Origin of the sequence: Salmonella sp. SSDFZ54, assembly GCF_004010735.1 — a bacterium.
GTDB lineage: Bacteria > Pseudomonadota > Gammaproteobacteria > Enterobacterales > Enterobacteriaceae > Salmonella > Salmonella enterica.
The window spans coordinates 1720827-1736178 of the sequence record NZ_CP034819.1 but is presented as its reverse complement, the minus strand read 5'-3'; the positions used below and the strand labels follow the sequence as shown (position 1 = coordinate 1736178).

The following is a 15352-nucleotide window of genomic DNA, read 5'->3' as shown; positions in this document are numbered from 1 at the left end:
ACCGGGCGACTCCGCGTTAGCCCGGCCTGTAGTCGTGATTAGCCCGGTAAGCGTAGCGCTGCCGGGCGCTTTCAGTAAAGGAACCCACACTATGTATATCGGGATCGATCTTGGTACATCGGGTGTAAAAGCTATCCTGTTGAATGAGCAGGGCGATGTGCTGGCTACGCATACTGAAAAACTGACCGTATCGCGTCCGCATCCCTTATGGTCGGAACAGGAACCAGAGCAGTGGTGGCAGGCGACGGATCGTGCGGTTAAAGGTTTAGGTCGGCAACAGTCGTTAAGTGGCGTCCGGGCGTTGGGCATCGCCGGACAAATGCATGGCGCGACATTGCTTGATAGCCGTCAGCAGGTGCTGCGTCCAGCGATTTTATGGAATGACGGACGCTGTAGCGAAGAGTGCGCCTGGCTGGAAAAACAGGTGCCGCAGTCGCGTGCGATAACCGGTAATCTGATGATGCCCGGTTTTACCGCGCCCAAATTAGTCTGGGTGCAGCGCCACGAACCGGATATTTTCCGCCAGATAGACAAAGTTCTGCTGCCGAAAGATTTTCTGCGGCTGCGAATGACGGGCGTCTTTGCCAGCGATATGTCGGATGCGGCGGGAACGATGTGGCTGGACGTGAAAAAGCGCGACTGGAGCGACGTTATGCTCAACGCCTGTCATTTAACCCGACAGCAGATGCCAGCGTTATTTGAAGGTAGTGACATTACCGGAACGTTGCTGCCAGAGGTAGCCAGCGCATGGGGAATGCCAGCAGTACCTGTGGTGGCGGGCGGCGGCGACAATGCGGCTGGCGCGGTCGGCGTAGGAATGATCGATGCCGGACAGGCGATGCTCTCACTCGGAACATCGGGCGTCTATTTTGCCGTCAGCGACGGCTTTCTGAGTAAACCGGAGAGCGCAGTACACAGTTTTTGCCATGCGCTGCCGGAACGCTGGCATTTAATGTCTGTAATGTTGAGCGCCGCCTCTTGTCTGGACTGGGCGGCTAAACTCACCGGGCAGAAGAACGTCCCGACACTGATTGCCGCCGCGCAGCTGGCGGATGAGCATACCGATCCGATCTGGTTTTTGCCGTACCTGTCCGGCGAGCGCACGCCGCACAATAATCCGCAGGCAAAAGGCGTTTTCTTTGGTTTAACCCATCAGCATGGCCCGGCGGAACTGGCGCGGGCGGTACTGGAAGGCGTGGGATATGCTCTGGCGGATGGCATGGATGTGGTTCACGCCTGCGGCGTCAAACCCGCCAGCGTGACGCTTATCGGCGGCGGGGCGCGCAGCGAATACTGGCGTCAGATGCTATCTGATATTAGCGGGCTACAGCTTGATTATCGTACTGGCGGCGATGTGGGGCCAGCGCTGGGCGCGGCGCGTCTGGCGCAAATTGCGGTGAATAAACAGACTCCGCTCGCCGATGTATTGCCGCAGTTGCCGCTGGAGCAGGCGCATTATCCTGATGCGCAGCGTCATGCGGTTTATCAACAACGTCGTGAAACCTTCCGTCGACTCTATCAGCAGCTGTTGCCGTTGATGTCCTAAGTCAGAATGCCTTTCGGTTTTGGCTGAAAGGCATTTCCCGTAAATATTGATTCTATTGAATTATATCGAAGTAAGTATGTGTGTTTTCTGATTTTTATATTATTGCTGAGCAGGCGCCTTTTTCATCGCTATTTCTTCGCTTAATGTGTCTCACACAACCACAAGGAGAGTGAGATGGACGATCACGTTGCACGCAGGAAACGGATATTCGGCCTGGGAATGTTAGTTGTCGGTGCAGTGGTATACCTGGTGGGACTGTGGCCAGGCTGTCATACATTAAGCGAAAAGGGATATTTTTTTGCGGCAATCGTCATGTGCGGTTTTCCAGTCTTAATTCGCCAGGAACACACGGGGAATGACCGCTTGCTTTCTCGTTGCAAATCTTTGCTGTTGCTTGGCATCGGCATGGTCGCGGTCGGCGTATTTAACCTGGCGCTGGCGGGCGCGCTGAAAATACTGTGTCTGGTGGCGCTGGGGGTCAGTATATATGGAACCGATCTTTACGCTTCCTACAGTGATGATGAATGATGGCCGGAGCCATCATTCGTTTAGCTAACCCATTTCCGTTTATCAATACGCTGTAACAGCATGGAAAGTAGCAGGCTTCCTGTCACCGTCGCGGCAAAAACCCACACGATGTCTAACGGCGGCCAACGCTTTAACTCCAGACCATTAGTACGTAGCGCATGGATAATCAGCGCGTGGAAACCATAAATACCCAACGAGTGGCGGGAGATAAGCCCCAGTCCAGGTAACGTCCGCGCATTCAGCTTATTTTTAACTACCGTGAACAGTGAGACAGCGCAAATAAACACCATGGGACCGCAATACAGATACCAGGTATCGGCAAAATTTCCGCGCCAGCGTAATTCATGCAATGTGCCGCGAGAAATAACAAATACCGCGATGATGAACAGGGCAGTGCAGATAAGCGTCAGCGATGACTTTTGCGTCTCCATCATTCCAATGGCGCGGCCCAGGATACCGTAGAGAATGTAGTAGAACGTGTCGCCGCTGATATACAGATTGATGGGCAACCATTCAACGCCGCCGATTTTTTGCGGCACAGTATTTGGGTTAGCAATAATACCAATGATCACCATCAGCATCAGGAGCATTTTGCCGCTCACGTTTTTTACCTGGATTAATGGCGATACCAGGTAGATCACCGCAATCGCAAAGAAAAACCACAGGTGGTAAAACACGGGTTTTTGCAGCACATTTTTTAGCGAAAGCTCGACGTTGATCGAAGTAAAAAGTGAAATGTAAGCCAGGGCGACAACGCTGTAAAAGATAAGGCACAGGGCGATACGTAAAAAATGCCGCGGTTGCGCGCAGCGCTCGCCAAAAAAAAGATAGCCTGAAATCATAAAAAACAGGGGAACGCTAACGCGCGAAGCCGAATTCAGGACATTCGCAATATCCCAGTTTAGCGGGCTGACGCTGTGGGCGTTGGTGATGTACCACGTTGTAGTATGGATCATCACTACCATTAAACAGGCGATCCCTCGCAGGTTATCAATCCAGTTAATTTTAGGCTGCATCAGTTCCTCAGCTTCCGTTTGAATAGAGTTCCAGCGCGGTGGCTCACTGGAAAAATCCGACTTTCTACGCTACATCTTGTGATGGCGTAAGGAGATTCGCACAATGTTTCTGTTACCCACAAACCTTAATAATAAGACTGACCAGCAAACCAGACGGTAATAAAAATGATAATGAAGTATTTCTGTACTGTGATGATAGCCATCGCTCTGGTGGGATGCACAGCGACACCGCCACCGACGCAAAAAGCCCAGCAGAGTAAAGTGAGCCCAACACGCACGCTGGATATGGAAGCATTGTGTAAAGCTCAGGCGGCGCAGCGTTACAACACTGGCGCACAGAAAATTGCTGTTACCGGCTTCGAACAGTTTCAGGGGAGCTATGAGATGCGTGGTAATACCTTCCGTAAAGAGAGTTTTGTCTGCTCTTTTGATGCAGATGGGCAGTTTTTACATCTTTCTATGCGGTAAAAGCCGCGCCTGGTGAGGTGTGATGCCGCGAAATCCGGCAATTTTCGCTAAACAAACCGGTTTCATACTGTATATCTCGCATCCAGCGGGTATACTGGCTCCTTCCTTTAAATCCACACGTATCCAGCACGAAATAATATGCAAAAGTTTGATACCAGGACCTTCCAGGGCTTGATCCTGACCTTACAGGATTACTGGGCTCGCCAGGGCTGCACCATTGTTCAACCATTGGACATGGAAGTCGGCGCGGGAACTTCTCATCCAATGACCTGCCTGCGCGCGCTGGGGCCAGAGCCGATGGCGACTGCCTATGTGCAGCCTTCTCGTCGTCCGACCGATGGCCGCTACGGCGAAAACCCGAACCGCTTACAGCACTACTATCAGTTCCAGGTAGTGATTAAGCCGTCTCCGGACAACATTCAGGAGCTGTACCTCGGTTCTCTGAAAGAGCTGGGTATGGACCCGACCATTCACGACATCCGTTTCGTGGAAGATAACTGGGAGAACCCGACGCTGGGCGCCTGGGGACTCGGCTGGGAAGTGTGGCTGAATGGCATGGAAGTGACGCAGTTCACCTACTTCCAGCAGGTCGGCGGCCTGGAGTGCAAGCCGGTGACCGGTGAAATCACCTACGGTCTGGAACGTCTGGCGATGTATATCCAGGGCGTGGACAGCGTTTACGACCTGGTCTGGAGCGATGGCCCGCTGGGTAAAACCACCTACGGTGACGTGTTCCATCAAAACGAAGTGGAGCAGTCCACCTATAACTTTGAATACGCCGATGTGGATTTCTTATTCACCTGCTTCGAGCAGTATGAGAAAGAAGCCCAGCAGCTACTAGCACTGGAAAACCCGCTGCCGCTGCCGGCCTACGAGCGTATTCTGAAAGCCGCCCATAGCTTCAACCTGCTGGATGCGCGTAAAGCTATCTCCGTCACCGAACGTCAGCGCTACATTTTGCGTATTCGCACCCTGACCAAAGCAGTGGCAGAAGCTTATTATGCTTCCCGTGAAGCCCTCGGCTTCCCGATGTGCAACAAAGACAAGTAAGAGGCGGCCATGTCTGAGAAAACTTTTCTGGTGGAAATCGGCACTGAAGAGCTGCCACCAAAAGCACTGCGCAGTTTGGCTGAGTCCTTTGCTGCGAACTTCACTGCGGAGCTGGATAACGCCGGCCTCGCGCACGGTAACGTTGAATGGTTTGCCGCCCCGCGCCGTCTGGCGCTGAAAGTGGCGAATCTTGCTGAATCTCAGCCCGATCGCGAAGTCGAAAAACGCGGTCCGGCGATTGCCCAGGCGTTCGACGCCGAAGGCAAACCGAGCAAAGCGGCAGAAGGCTGGGCGCGCGGCTGCGGGATCACCGTTGATCAGGCCGAGCGTCTGAAGACCGACAAAGGCGAATGGCTGCTGTATCGCGCCCACGTGAAGGGCGAAAGTACCGAAGCGCTGGTGCCGAACATGGTAGCCACCTCGCTGGCGAAACTACCGATCCCGAAACTGATGCGCTGGGGCGCGTCTGACGTCCACTTCGTGCGTCCGGTGCACACCGTGACCCTGCTGTTGGGCGATAAGGTCATTCCGGCGACCATCCTGGGCATTCAGTCTGACCGCATCATTCGCGGCCATCGCTTTATGGGTGAGCCGGAGTTCACTATCGACAATGCTGACCAGTACCCGCAAATTCTGTTGGAGCGCGGTAAAGTCATTGCGGACTACGAAGCGCGTAAAGCCAAAATCAAAGCGGACGCCGAAGAAGCAGCACGCAAGATTGGCGGTAATGCCGACCTGAGCGAAAGCCTGCTGGAAGAGGTGGCCTCGCTGGTGGAATGGCCGGTGGTATTGACGGCAAAATTCGAAGAGAAATTCCTCGCCGTGCCTGCCGAAGCGCTGGTGTACACCATGAAGGGCGACCAGAAGTATTTCCCGGTTTATGACAACGCGGGCAAGCTGCTGCCGAACTTTATCTTCGTCGCCAACATCGAGTCGAAGGATCCGCAACAAATTATCTCCGGTAACGAGAAAGTGGTGCGTCCGCGTCTGGCAGATGCTGAATTCTTCTTCAATACCGACCGTAAAAAACGTCTGGAAGACCATCTGCCGCGTCTGCAAACCGTGCTGTTCCAGCAACAGCTGGGCACGCTGCGCGACAAGACCGACCGTATTCAGGCGCTGGCGGGCTGGATTGCCGGTCAGATTGGCGCTGACGTCAACCACGCCACTCGCGCGGGCCTGCTCTCCAAGTGCGACCTGATGACCAACATGGTCTTCGAGTTCACCGACACCCAGGGTGTGATGGGGATGCACTACGCGCGTCACGATGGTGAAGCGGAAGATGTCGCTGTGGCGCTGAACGAGCAGTATCAGCCGCGCTTTGCCGGTGATGACCTGCCGTCTAACCCGGTGGCCTGCGCGCTGGCGATCGCCGATAAGATGGATACTCTGGCGGGTATCTTCGGTATCGGTCAGCATCCGAAAGGCGACAAAGACCCGTTTGCGCTGCGTCGTGCCGCGCTGGGCGTGCTGCGCATCATTGTTGAGAAGAACCTCAACCTTGATCTGCAAACGCTGACTGAAGAAGCGGCGCGTCTGTATGGCGACAAGCTGACCAATGCCAACGTAGTCGATGATGTGATCGACTTTATGCTGGGTCGTTTCCGCGCCTGGTATCAGGATGAAGGTTACACCGTCGACACTATCCAGGCGGTACTGGCGCGTCGTCCGACCCGTCCGGCAGATTTCGATGCTCGTATGAAAGCGGTATCGCACTTCCGCACCCTGGAAGAAGCCTCTGCGCTGGCGGCGGCGAACAAGCGCGTCTCCAACATCCTGGCGAAAGCCACTGAGCCGCTGAACGATATCGTCCACGCCTCCGTACTGAAAGAAGCGGCGGAAATTGAGTTGGCCAGACATCTGGTTGTGCTGCGTGATAAGCTTCAGCCGTACTTTGCCGATGGTCGTTATCAGGAAGCGTTGATTGAGCTGGCTGCTCTGCGCGCGCCGGTGGATGAATTCTTCGAAAATGTCATGGTTAACGCGGAAGAGAAAGATATCCGTATCAACCGCCTGACGCTGTTGTCGAAACTACGCGAACTGTTCCTGCAGGTTGCGGATATTTCGTTACTACAATAAGCGTTCAGTTAATTAAAAAAACCTGCTTTCGGGCAGGTTTTTTTATAACATAAATAGTATCAGTCGATTCGCTAATAATTCTGTAACTCATAGACGCGGTTATTTCTATTGATTGGCAAAAAATATTTCAGGAATACATTAACGCTGGCGGTACGGATATTGGCGTTAGAATAGCTGCGGGTGCTTGAGACTGTTTGTCTCAGGTATTCACCAAAAGGCAGACAGAGAAAATCCCCACCTGACTATAAATCAAAAGTGCATTGCACCCATTATTGATCTCTTCAATAACGAAGCTATCCCCTACAGTATTTCAGAACGTCCAACCATGCCGATGATCGATGACATACTCATGAAGGCATTTGCCAGACTTGATGCGGGTACCAATCCGGTTCTTCATTCAGATCAGGGCTGGCAATACCGTCATTGATGGTACCAGTATCAGTTACGAGAGTTTGGCATCATCCAAAGTATGTCCCGCAAAGGCAACTGCCTTGATAATGCCTGTGCAGAATGTTTTTTCGGGACTTTAAAATCAGAAAGTTTTTACACCAGTAAATTTAAGGATATTGATGAACTTAAGATAGCTATTGAGGATTACATACGATACTACAATACCCGACGAATTAGCCTTAAATTTAACGGACTCAGCCCGGTTGAATAGCGCCTAAAGAGCTATCCAGGAAGAAATTAACAAGGTCTGTACAGGGATGCTATCAGGAAACCTGAACGTCGGTAGATACGCTCACGCAAATGTCTCAGGGCGTGAAGCGGACATTTAAATATTTGTTCCAGTGGCCAAATTTAGTGCACTACTACAGTATCGGTTGACACCTATCCTTTAAATCTGGTCGGCCTATGCATAAACAATCGATTTTTGAAGTCAAGGTTAGGACAGCTCTTCCCGCTTAACCAATGGAACGCTGTAATCAGGTCGAATACTCTTTGAACCCGGCATAGCTCGCATTTCTTGCGGGAAATGCCAGATATTAAAATCCTTATTCGGGAATGTATCGTAATGGAAAAAATCCCAGCCAAGCAGAGCAGCCATACGTTCAAAGGCAAGCTCCTTAGCCACTGATAGTTCTAGCCGAGGATTAAGGTACTTTAAGTACCCAGAATTCACAGCTCCGGTCAGAATGTCGACAACCTGTAATCCAAGATGATGCTTAGAGTCGTGCATCGTCACAGACTTAATCAGCTTCTTCATCCCTGCCCTAGCCAGCATGTTGTTAGCAACAATACCTGTCACTTCATCGTTCTTTTTGTATTTATCAATCTTCTGGTCGATGATCACCTCAACGTCACTCTTAATCTGCTTAGCAACGTTCTTAACGAGCATTGTGTACGTCTGGTAAAAAGCCAACTCCCTGTCCGTCTGCCAGTTGTTGTAAATGTTCTTAACTACAACAATTGAGTGGAAGCAGCACGAGTTCTTGAGCACCATAGCCAGCAGCTCAATGCAGATGTTTGCCTGCCCTGCACTGTTCTTAATCTTGGACCACTTCAACTCACCGACAATCCCGTACTTATCTTTTAATTTCTGGACGCGCTCATTGAAGATGTGTAACGTGTCTTTACGCACACACAGCAAACCAATGCCATAACAGCGGTCACTCCCTGTCGTACCACTCTCATCACCAAAAGCCACGTATTCCATACAAATACCCACATAAAATTAAATGGGTATTTTATGCTCAACCCAAGCGACAGACAATGTTTGTGGGTCTACTCAAGAGCCTTTAGGTATCTAGTGTATCCATACGCTCGCACAATCTACTCACGGCACTTGACGGGCAGGACGAAGGTCTTATATGAGCGAGGAGTAAAAGTTGATATGCAAGCAGCACAGCACTATGTGGCTGTTTATTGTTCTGACGCCACTGGTGGAAGAGATGTTCTTGCCTTCGAAATCAATTTTTCAATTACTTCCAGAGGAATGTTCTCTTCGTAACAGGTCAAAAATAATTCGTGAGTAATATCAGAAAAGAAGATCTCTGCAACTTGCCGTAAAGGAGATGTCTCGCTGACGTATAACTCTAGGTACATGCTATCACGCAATAGGGGTTCTACGCCGGCACCCCAGATTTTTCTGCGGCCTATAAGGGGCCGCTTGGAAAACGAAAGTTATCCCGCGTCAAGCCTGTTTTTTAGGGAGCCAGAATTTTACAAGCTGCTTTGAGCGAGTAACTGTAGTGACCTGCATTTATAAATGCTCAGGCCCGCATTTATCGCGTCATTTTTGCCCACAATACCTGCATCTATCCGGGTGACCAAACCCGGATTAACTACAAATGAACCTACATTCGAACGCTTCGACCTGCATTTCATTTTGACGAACCCACTTTATTTGTGACCAGCGGTTGTTCCATTAACTCAGCGGTCATCGTTGTTTCTGGTCTTTGATTCCTGTAATGACTAACTGCACTCAGAGCACCAGCGCCCATCAGCCCCGCTCGCCGACTGGCAAAGTATCCAGAAATCGAACGTTTTGTGGAACCCAACAGCCACGATTTTCAGTTGCAGATATTGCGGGTGGGCGATCAGCTAATCGTAAATGCAGGTCGAACCGATTTCAAATACAGGTCACTACATTTATCCTTACGGCAATTGTTGGCAGTAATAAGTTGGCAAGGTCGATCTCGAAGGGGTGGACTGGAAAAAAAGCTGGTTGAGGTGGATTAAAATGACTATGGAAGTTCACGGGTTTATTATTTCGTCTCCGTTCGTGTTCGTCTGCGATGGTAAGGTTTATCGCAGCCAATCGGGGAAAAACTGGACGGTCATATTTAGCCGTTACGGTACGCAAGCCTGGGGGAATGATACCTATGCTTCCCAGCGCGTTGACCGTGCCTGCCCGCCAAATCGTAACGAAGAAGTTCGTTTGGCTTTCCGTGGCGCAGTTATGCGCCACTTCAAGCTGAACTACACCCAAATTGAGGCGTTCTTCCAGCGTCAGATCGACGAGGGCAAGCAAATCCTGGTTGAAGGAAATTCGGTTAAACGCCATGTGGGTGGCCGTAGCAGCTACAGCACAGGCAGTAGCAGCACGACTGTATCTGCTCCCGCGCCCGCTCCAGTCAAAAAGGAATCCCCCCATCCGGCGCTTAAACATGGTTGCCCAGCGAGTCGCTTGGAAGAATTCCTGGCCTGGGAAAAAGCGCACCTTGGGATTTTGAATCGTGTCAAAATGCCCCAGCGCGTTGCCATGTTCTTGGGAACTTGGGAAGAACCGAAAGCGGTCGAACCTGAACCCGTGGTGGTCGAAGAACCCCAGGCTGAAGAACCGCAAGCCGAACGGTCGCTGGCTGAAGAACGCGAACACAAAGAAGATGTACCGTTCTATGGCCGTCGCCGTCGTGATCAGGGGAAATTCCGTGAAGATGTGATGCTTAACTGCGGTGGCCGTTGCGTCTACACGAATGCCATTGCGGTACGCTGTGAAGCCGCGCACCTTAAAGCCCACGCTCGCAAAGGTGGCGCGAGCTTTAAAAACGGTCTGCTGCTGCGCGCTGATATCCACAAGCTCTTTGACGCGGGACTATGCGCCATCGATCCACACACGCTTAAACTCTGGTTCGCGCCAGACCTGGTAAAAAAGACGCAGATCTCGCGGCCATTGATGGGATAACGATGCGCAAAACGCTGCTCCCTATCAACAAAGACAATATCGAAGGCCGCTGGGATGCCTTCGTTAAGATCTTGCTGGCATGATTAACTGGTCACAAACGTCCGCTGCTGGCACAAAGCGGACATCAGTATTCAAAAAATGAAAAAAGACGACTTGATGTATATCGTTTGCTATACATGGTGGTTGTGCTATTCTTGTAAAGCAAATGCTATACAAGGGGTGTCTCATGAAATCAGATGTTCAACTTAACCTTAGAGCTAAGGAATCGCAGCGGGCGCTCATTGATGCAGCTGCGGAAATCCTTCACAAGTCACGTACAGATTTCATTCTGGAAACGGCCTGCCGGGCTGCCGAGAATGTGATCCTTGACCGCCGTGTATTTAACTTTAACGATGAGCAATATGAGGAGTTCATTAATCTGCTTGATGCACCGGTCGCAGATGATCCCGTTATCGAAAAACTGCTGGCAAGGAAACCTCAGTGGGACGTGTAACAGCACCAGAACCTTTGTCCGCTTTTCATCAGGTAGCTGAGTTCGTCAGCGGTGAAGCTGTGCTCGATGACTGGTTGAAGCAAAAGGGCCTCAAAAACCAGGCTCTCGGAGCGGCCAGAACATTTGTGGTGTGCAAGAAAGACACGAAGCAAGTAGCCGGTTTTTACTCTCTGGCCACCGGTAGCGTCAACCATACAGAAGCGACAGGCAACCTTCGGCGTAACATGCCAGATCCCATCCCTGTCATTATACTTGCCCGTCTTGCTGTCGATCTCTCATTCCATGGAAAAGGGCTTGGGGCTGATTTACTTCATGATGCAGTGCTTCGTTGCTATCGGGTTGCCGAGAATATTGGTGTACGTGCAATCATGGTTCATGCACTTACCGAAGAAGCCAAAAATTTCTACATTCACCATGGTTTCAAATCATCACAAACTCAGCAGCGAACATTGTTCCTTAGGCTCCCTCAATAGAATGCAAAGACTGTTATGTTCAAATCGCTATAAGCGATAATTTGATAGAACGTCTAAGGTTAAATTCAGGAAGAATACGACGAACAAAATATTGATGAGACAGGAATCCGCGTGATGCAAGAAAGCAACGGAATGGATAATCCGATTGCGGACAATGTTATTTAGTTATAGCCAGAAACAAAAAAGAGCCCATGTATTAAATGGACTCTTTCGCTGATGCCTCGGTTAATCTGTCCAGGTTTTTGGGGTCAGTACAAAGTGAGCCCACCTCTGCCATTCTTGTGGCGTTATGCATTCTCAAGGCACTCTGTTAATTTTATCTTGTTGGCGTTTTATAGGCCCGATAACCCATTATGTTATCGGGCATTTTTTTAACGTAATGGTAATTCCGTCAGACAGGTCTGGCTGTCATCTCTGGTGGCAATGGCATGTGACGCCGTTTTACCGTTGTAGCTTACTTCCAGCGTCCCTTCCATATTGCGCGGTAGCCAAACACCGATAAATCCGTTTCGATAGCTTTGCATCTCTTTTTGTACGATGACAGCGCCTTTACTGTCTGTCACTTTTACAGTGAACGGTTTATTCGGCATTTCTCCCTGACAGCCGGAAAGGCTGTGGTTAAAACAGGGGTGTGTCCGCCATTCATAGGGCGCAAAAGAGAGATAGAATTTGTCGCCTAACGGCAGCGTATAAATCTGCTCTCCGTCAGATAATTTGAGCTCGGTACTGGTAATCGACGCGGAGTAAGGCAAAGGACGGCTCTGCGGCGTTTGATCAATCGTATCCACGATCTGCTCAACCGTTTTTCCCGCCAGCCCATGTTGCGCCAGAAAAGCGGATTCTGCGGATGCCGCAAGCGCGGAGCCGCTGGCGCATAAACCCAAAAGTAATAACCATGATGATTTCGACATAACTTCAATTCCTTGTGAACAATCTCCTTGCCTACTATAGGGGTTCCCCTAAGGGAAAGGTCAAAGGGACGCAGGGTAAAGTAATGCAAAGTTATGCTGGGGGAGAGGGGGGAATTGGAATAAAAAAATCCCCGCCATCAGGCAGGGATTCAAAATTCTGAGCTTTTTAAGCTTACAGGCTGGTTACGTTGCCAGCTGCCGGGCCTTTAGCGCCGCTTTCGATGGTGAAGGAAACTTTCTGACCTTCGTCCAGAGATTTGTAACCATCGTTCTGAATAGCGGAGAAGTGTACGAACACGTCTTTAGAACCGTCATCAGGAGTAATAAAGCCGAAGCCTTTATCAGCGTTGAACCATTTTACGATACCAGTCATTTTACCGGACATAGTGTATTACCTTTTAAAAAATAAGTGTGCCTTTCGGCGTTATGGCGTGCTTTACAGATTTTTTAAGCGTTAAGGAAATGCGCACTACGAGGGGTATCTAATGGATAACTCTTGAAGGGACTTGCCTTACTAAACTGCTTTAATGGTCTGTACGTCAAACCGTTGAGCACATTAACTCATGTAATGCCGGGCGATGCAACTTTTATTTTACTTTATTTCTCCAGGTCAGTAATCGGGCGGGGAAAACGGTCCTTACGCAGGACCGTTAAAACAGAAAGGGGTAAAAATTACTCCATCAATTGCTTACTTAAGCGTGGGTTCGCCTGTATCAGGCGCATCAATTTGAGCTCTGCTGGCGTGGGTTTTTCGCGTTTCGATTCCCATTCCTGAACCATGGCAACCGTTACGCCCAGCGCTCTGGCGAATTCATCTGTTTTTAGTCCCGTCCCTCTCCGTAACTGTTCAAATTCGGTAAAAGGATTGGGTTTTTGCGTCAGGGTGATCTTTCGCGTTTCATCTTTAAAAACAATTTGTTCTAGGCTGCTCAGCAGCTCAAACATCGGATCTTTATATTCCATTGAGAACTCCTGTAAATCACACAGCGGGATCGTGAAGTGCATCGAAGCCTCTTAAGAATAGTCGGGAAACTTGCGGGTGGGGGGCGACGCGCCGCCAGGAAGCGCTATCGATTCGTTTCGATGCCTTACGCTACGCGACTTTTAGGACGCTAACAATTTGATCCAGGAAGGTATATCCGTCTTTCAGAAAATAATTGTAAAGATTAAAAAAATATTACACTCCCCGCTGGAAAGCTTTCTTGCCGCGTTTTTTATCGCAGTGTCAGGCCAAAAATTAACAATAAAATAACAAATTAAGCATTGATGCAGATAAACATAATTTTCCGCTACAAGATCGCGTGGAAAGGGTATCCTGCAAGCCTGACCTGGACTATCCTTGTAAGCCGTCAGGCACGCAGGTGTCGTTGTGCGCATTTTTGGGTGAAAGGAGTATTAACAATGGCGACAGGTAAGCCCTGCTCTCGCTGGTTTGCGCCTGTTGTGGCGTTATTAATGGTGTTTAGCCTGAGCGGGTGTTTTGATAAAGAAGGCGATCAGCGCAAAGCGTTTGTCGATTTCCTGCAGAATACAGCAATGCGTAGCGGAGAGCGTTTACCAACGCTGACGGCCGATCAGAAAAAACAGTTTGGTCCGTTCGTGTCTGATTACGCGATACTGTATGGCTACTCGCAGCAGGTAAACCAGGCGATGGATTCCGGTCTGCGCCCGGTGGTCGATAGCGTTAACGCCATCCGCGTTCCGCAGGATTATATGACGCAACGCGAGCCGCTGCGGCAGGCAAATGGTTCGTTAGGCGTGCTGGCGCAACAGTTGCAGAATGCAAAACTGCAGGCTGATGCCGCGCATGGCGCGTTAAAGCAGGCCGATGACCTGAAACCTGTGTTTGATCAGGTCTACAAAAAAGTAGTCACCGTGCCGGCAGATGCTTTGCAGCCGCTGATCCCGGCGGCGCAGATCTTTACGCAGCAGTTGGTACAAGTGGGCGATTATATTGCGCAACAGGGCGAGCAGGTGAGCTTTGTCGCGAACGGCATTCAGTTCCCGACCTCACAGCAGGCCAGCCAATATAATGCGCTGATTGGGCCGTTGGCCTCGCAGCATCAGGCGTTTAATCAGGCCTGGACGGCGGCGGTAAACGCGACTCAGTAATGACAGTCTGCCCGATAAGCGCAAGCCAGCGCTTATCGGGCCTGTAGCGTTATCCCGCCGCCTGCGGATTGACGCAGTTCTTCTCTATTTTTCCCTGCAGCGCATCAATCAAATTATCCACCGCACAGGCCATCATGTTGTAGCGCGTCTCATGCGTTGCCGAGCCAATATGCGGCACCGCGACGACATTAGACATGTTCAGCAGGGGGGAATCCACGGATAGCGGTTCATGTTCAAAGACATCCAGACCTGCCGCATATATTTCACCGTTTTGCAGCGCGGCAATCAGCGCGTTTTCATCGACCACCGGACCGCGTCCGGCATTAATAAAAATGGCGGACGATTTCATTCTGGCAAACTGTGTTGCGCCAAACAGATGTCGCGTTTCTGCCGTTAGCGGCAGGATCACGCAGACAAAATCAGCCTCCTGCAACAACGTATCCAGATCGCAGTAGCGGGCGTTAAACCGGTCTTCCGCCTCCTGATGCCGCCGACGGGCGTGATAGAGAACCGGCATGGTAAACCCAAAGTGCGCTCGCTGCGCCAGCGCCATCCCGATACGCCCCATCCCAACGATACCGAGTGTTTTGTGATGCACATCGACGCCAAACCACGCCGGGCCAATGCTTTCCGTCCATTCACCCGCCTTAACCCGTTCTGCGACGTCTACCACGCGGCGGGCAGTGGTCAGCATCAACGCCATCACCGTATCGGCAACGGTTTCCGTCAAAACGGCAGGCGTGTGCATCAGGACTATTTTGCGGGCAGTAAGGGCGTCCACCTCGACATTATCGTATCCCACCGAGATGGTCGACGCCGCGCGTAGCGCCGGCATTTTTTCCAGCAGCGCGCGGTTAACGGTTTCGCTGGCGCCCAGAAGGCCTTGCGCGCTGGCAAATGCCTGCGCGTGTCGCGCTACCGTTTCCGGATGCAGGTTCGGTACCTGGATGACGGTACAATGCGCCTCCAGGCGATGCAGCAAATCATCAGGCAGGGTTTTGTAGAGAATGATGGACGGCTTCATGCGACTCTCCGTAAATCAAAAGGT

General features: G+C 50.9%; 15 protein-coding genes and 1 pseudogene. 10 read left to right on the top strand and 6 right to left on the bottom strand.

Annotation, left to right across the window (positions count from 1 at the left end):
- Nucleotides 1-91 precede the first annotated feature (91 nt).
- Nucleotides 92-1546 (top strand): xylulokinase, encoded by a 1455-nt coding sequence (xylB, locus tag EOS97_RS08710; protein WP_000275322.1) that lies wholly within the window; start codon nucleotides 92-94, stop codon nucleotides 1544-1546.
- A 174-nt stretch (nucleotides 1547-1720) separates the two neighbouring features.
- Nucleotides 1721-2074, top strand: coding sequence for a YiaA/YiaB family protein (locus EOS97_RS08705; RefSeq protein WP_000340932.1), 354 nt, complete (start codon nucleotides 1721-1723; stop codon nucleotides 2072-2074).
- Between the two features lie 20 nt (nucleotides 2075-2094).
- Here the strand turns inward: EOS97_RS08705 and EOS97_RS08700 are convergent, their stop codons facing one another.
- The gene (locus EOS97_RS08700; RefSeq protein WP_001182583.1) at nucleotides 2095-3090 is read right to left on the bottom strand and encodes an acyltransferase; all 996 of its coding nucleotides are present in this window, start codon (nucleotides 3088-3090) and stop codon (nucleotides 2095-2097) included.
- A gap of 165 nt (nucleotides 3091-3255) precedes the next feature.
- Between EOS97_RS08700 and EOS97_RS08690 the strand changes: the two genes are divergently transcribed.
- The 4 genes and pseudogenes from EOS97_RS08690 to EOS97_RS27160 all read left to right on the top strand — a co-directional run.
- The gene (locus tag EOS97_RS08690) at nucleotides 3256-3558 is read left to right on the top strand and encodes a YsaB family lipoprotein (protein WP_000605592.1); all 303 of its coding nucleotides are present in this window, start codon (nucleotides 3256-3258) and stop codon (nucleotides 3556-3558) included.
- 138 nt (nucleotides 3559-3696) lie between these two features.
- Complete coding sequence (gene glyQ, locus EOS97_RS08685) at nucleotides 3697-4608, top strand: glycine--tRNA ligase subunit alpha (RefSeq protein WP_001168551.1); 912 nt, start codon at nucleotides 3697-3699, stop codon at nucleotides 4606-4608.
- 9 nt (nucleotides 4609-4617) lie between these two features.
- On the top strand, nucleotides 4618-6687 hold the full coding sequence (gene glyS / locus EOS97_RS08680) for a glycine--tRNA ligase subunit beta (protein ID WP_001291733.1): 2070 nt from the start codon (nucleotides 4618-4620) through the stop codon (nucleotides 6685-6687).
- Between the two features lie 259 nt (nucleotides 6688-6946).
- Nucleotides 6947-7348, top strand: a pseudogene (locus tag EOS97_RS27160) (transposase); the annotation flags it as partial.
- Between the two features lie 225 nt (nucleotides 7349-7573).
- Here EOS97_RS27160 and EOS97_RS08670 read toward each other — a convergent pair.
- Complete coding sequence (locus EOS97_RS08670; RefSeq protein ID WP_000456879.1) at nucleotides 7574-8344, bottom strand: DUF3800 domain-containing protein; 771 nt, start codon at nucleotides 8342-8344, stop codon at nucleotides 7574-7576.
- A gap of 1026 nt (nucleotides 8345-9370) precedes the next feature.
- Here EOS97_RS08670 and EOS97_RS27155 point away from each other — a divergent pair.
- The 3 genes from EOS97_RS27155 to EOS97_RS08650 all read left to right on the top strand — a co-directional run bounded on the left by EOS97_RS27155 (nucleotide 9371) and on the right by EOS97_RS08650 (nucleotide 11281).
- Nucleotides 9371-10315 (top strand): HNH endonuclease signature motif containing protein, encoded by a 945-nt coding sequence (locus tag EOS97_RS27155; RefSeq protein ID WP_001804716.1) that lies wholly within the window; start codon nucleotides 9371-9373, stop codon nucleotides 10313-10315.
- 205 nt (nucleotides 10316-10520) lie between these two features.
- Complete coding sequence (locus EOS97_RS08655) at nucleotides 10521-10808, top strand: DUF1778 domain-containing protein (protein WP_000965889.1); 288 nt, start codon at nucleotides 10521-10523, stop codon at nucleotides 10806-10808.
- Entirely contained in the window at nucleotides 10796-11281 is a 486-nt protein-coding gene (locus tag EOS97_RS08650; RefSeq protein ID WP_000533909.1) for a GNAT family N-acetyltransferase, read from the top strand. The genes EOS97_RS08655 and EOS97_RS08650 overlap by 13 nt, the downstream gene beginning before the upstream one ends.
- Before the next feature lie 371 nt (nucleotides 11282-11652).
- Here EOS97_RS08650 and cueP read toward each other — a convergent pair whose 3' ends face one another.
- The 3 genes from cueP to EOS97_RS08635 all read right to left on the bottom strand — a co-directional run bounded on the left by cueP (nucleotide 11653) and on the right by EOS97_RS08635 (nucleotide 13155).
- A complete protein-coding gene (gene cueP / locus EOS97_RS08645) occupies nucleotides 11653-12192 on the bottom strand; it encodes a copper-binding periplasmic metallochaperone CueP (protein WP_000047140.1) in 540 nt (179 codons plus the stop codon).
- A gap of 172 nt (nucleotides 12193-12364) precedes the next feature.
- Nucleotides 12365-12577 carry an RNA chaperone/antiterminator CspA gene (gene cspA / locus EOS97_RS08640; protein WP_000014594.1) on the bottom strand — a complete coding sequence of 71 codons (213 nt, stop codon included), beginning with the start codon at nucleotides 12575-12577 and terminating at the stop codon, nucleotides 12365-12367.
- Nucleotides 12578-12864: 287 nt separating this feature from the next.
- Nucleotides 12865-13155: an HTH-type transcriptional regulator gene (locus tag EOS97_RS08635; protein WP_000455790.1), complete on the bottom strand. Its 291-nt coding sequence runs from the start codon at nucleotides 13153-13155 to the stop codon at nucleotides 12865-12867.
- A 438-nt stretch (nucleotides 13156-13593) separates the two neighbouring features.
- On the opposite strand from EOS97_RS08635, the gene EOS97_RS08630 reads away from it, so the two are divergent.
- Nucleotides 13594-14304, top strand: coding sequence for a DUF3053 domain-containing protein (locus EOS97_RS08630; protein ID WP_127836138.1), 711 nt, complete (start codon nucleotides 13594-13596; stop codon nucleotides 14302-14304).
- 49 nt (nucleotides 14305-14353) lie between these two features.
- Here the strand turns inward: EOS97_RS08630 and ghrB are convergent, their stop codons facing one another.
- Nucleotides 14354-15328 (bottom strand): glyoxylate/hydroxypyruvate reductase GhrB, encoded by a 975-nt coding sequence (gene ghrB / locus EOS97_RS08625; RefSeq protein WP_000804670.1) that lies wholly within the window; start codon nucleotides 15326-15328, stop codon nucleotides 14354-14356.
- Nucleotides 15329-15352: the final 24 nt, after the last annotated feature.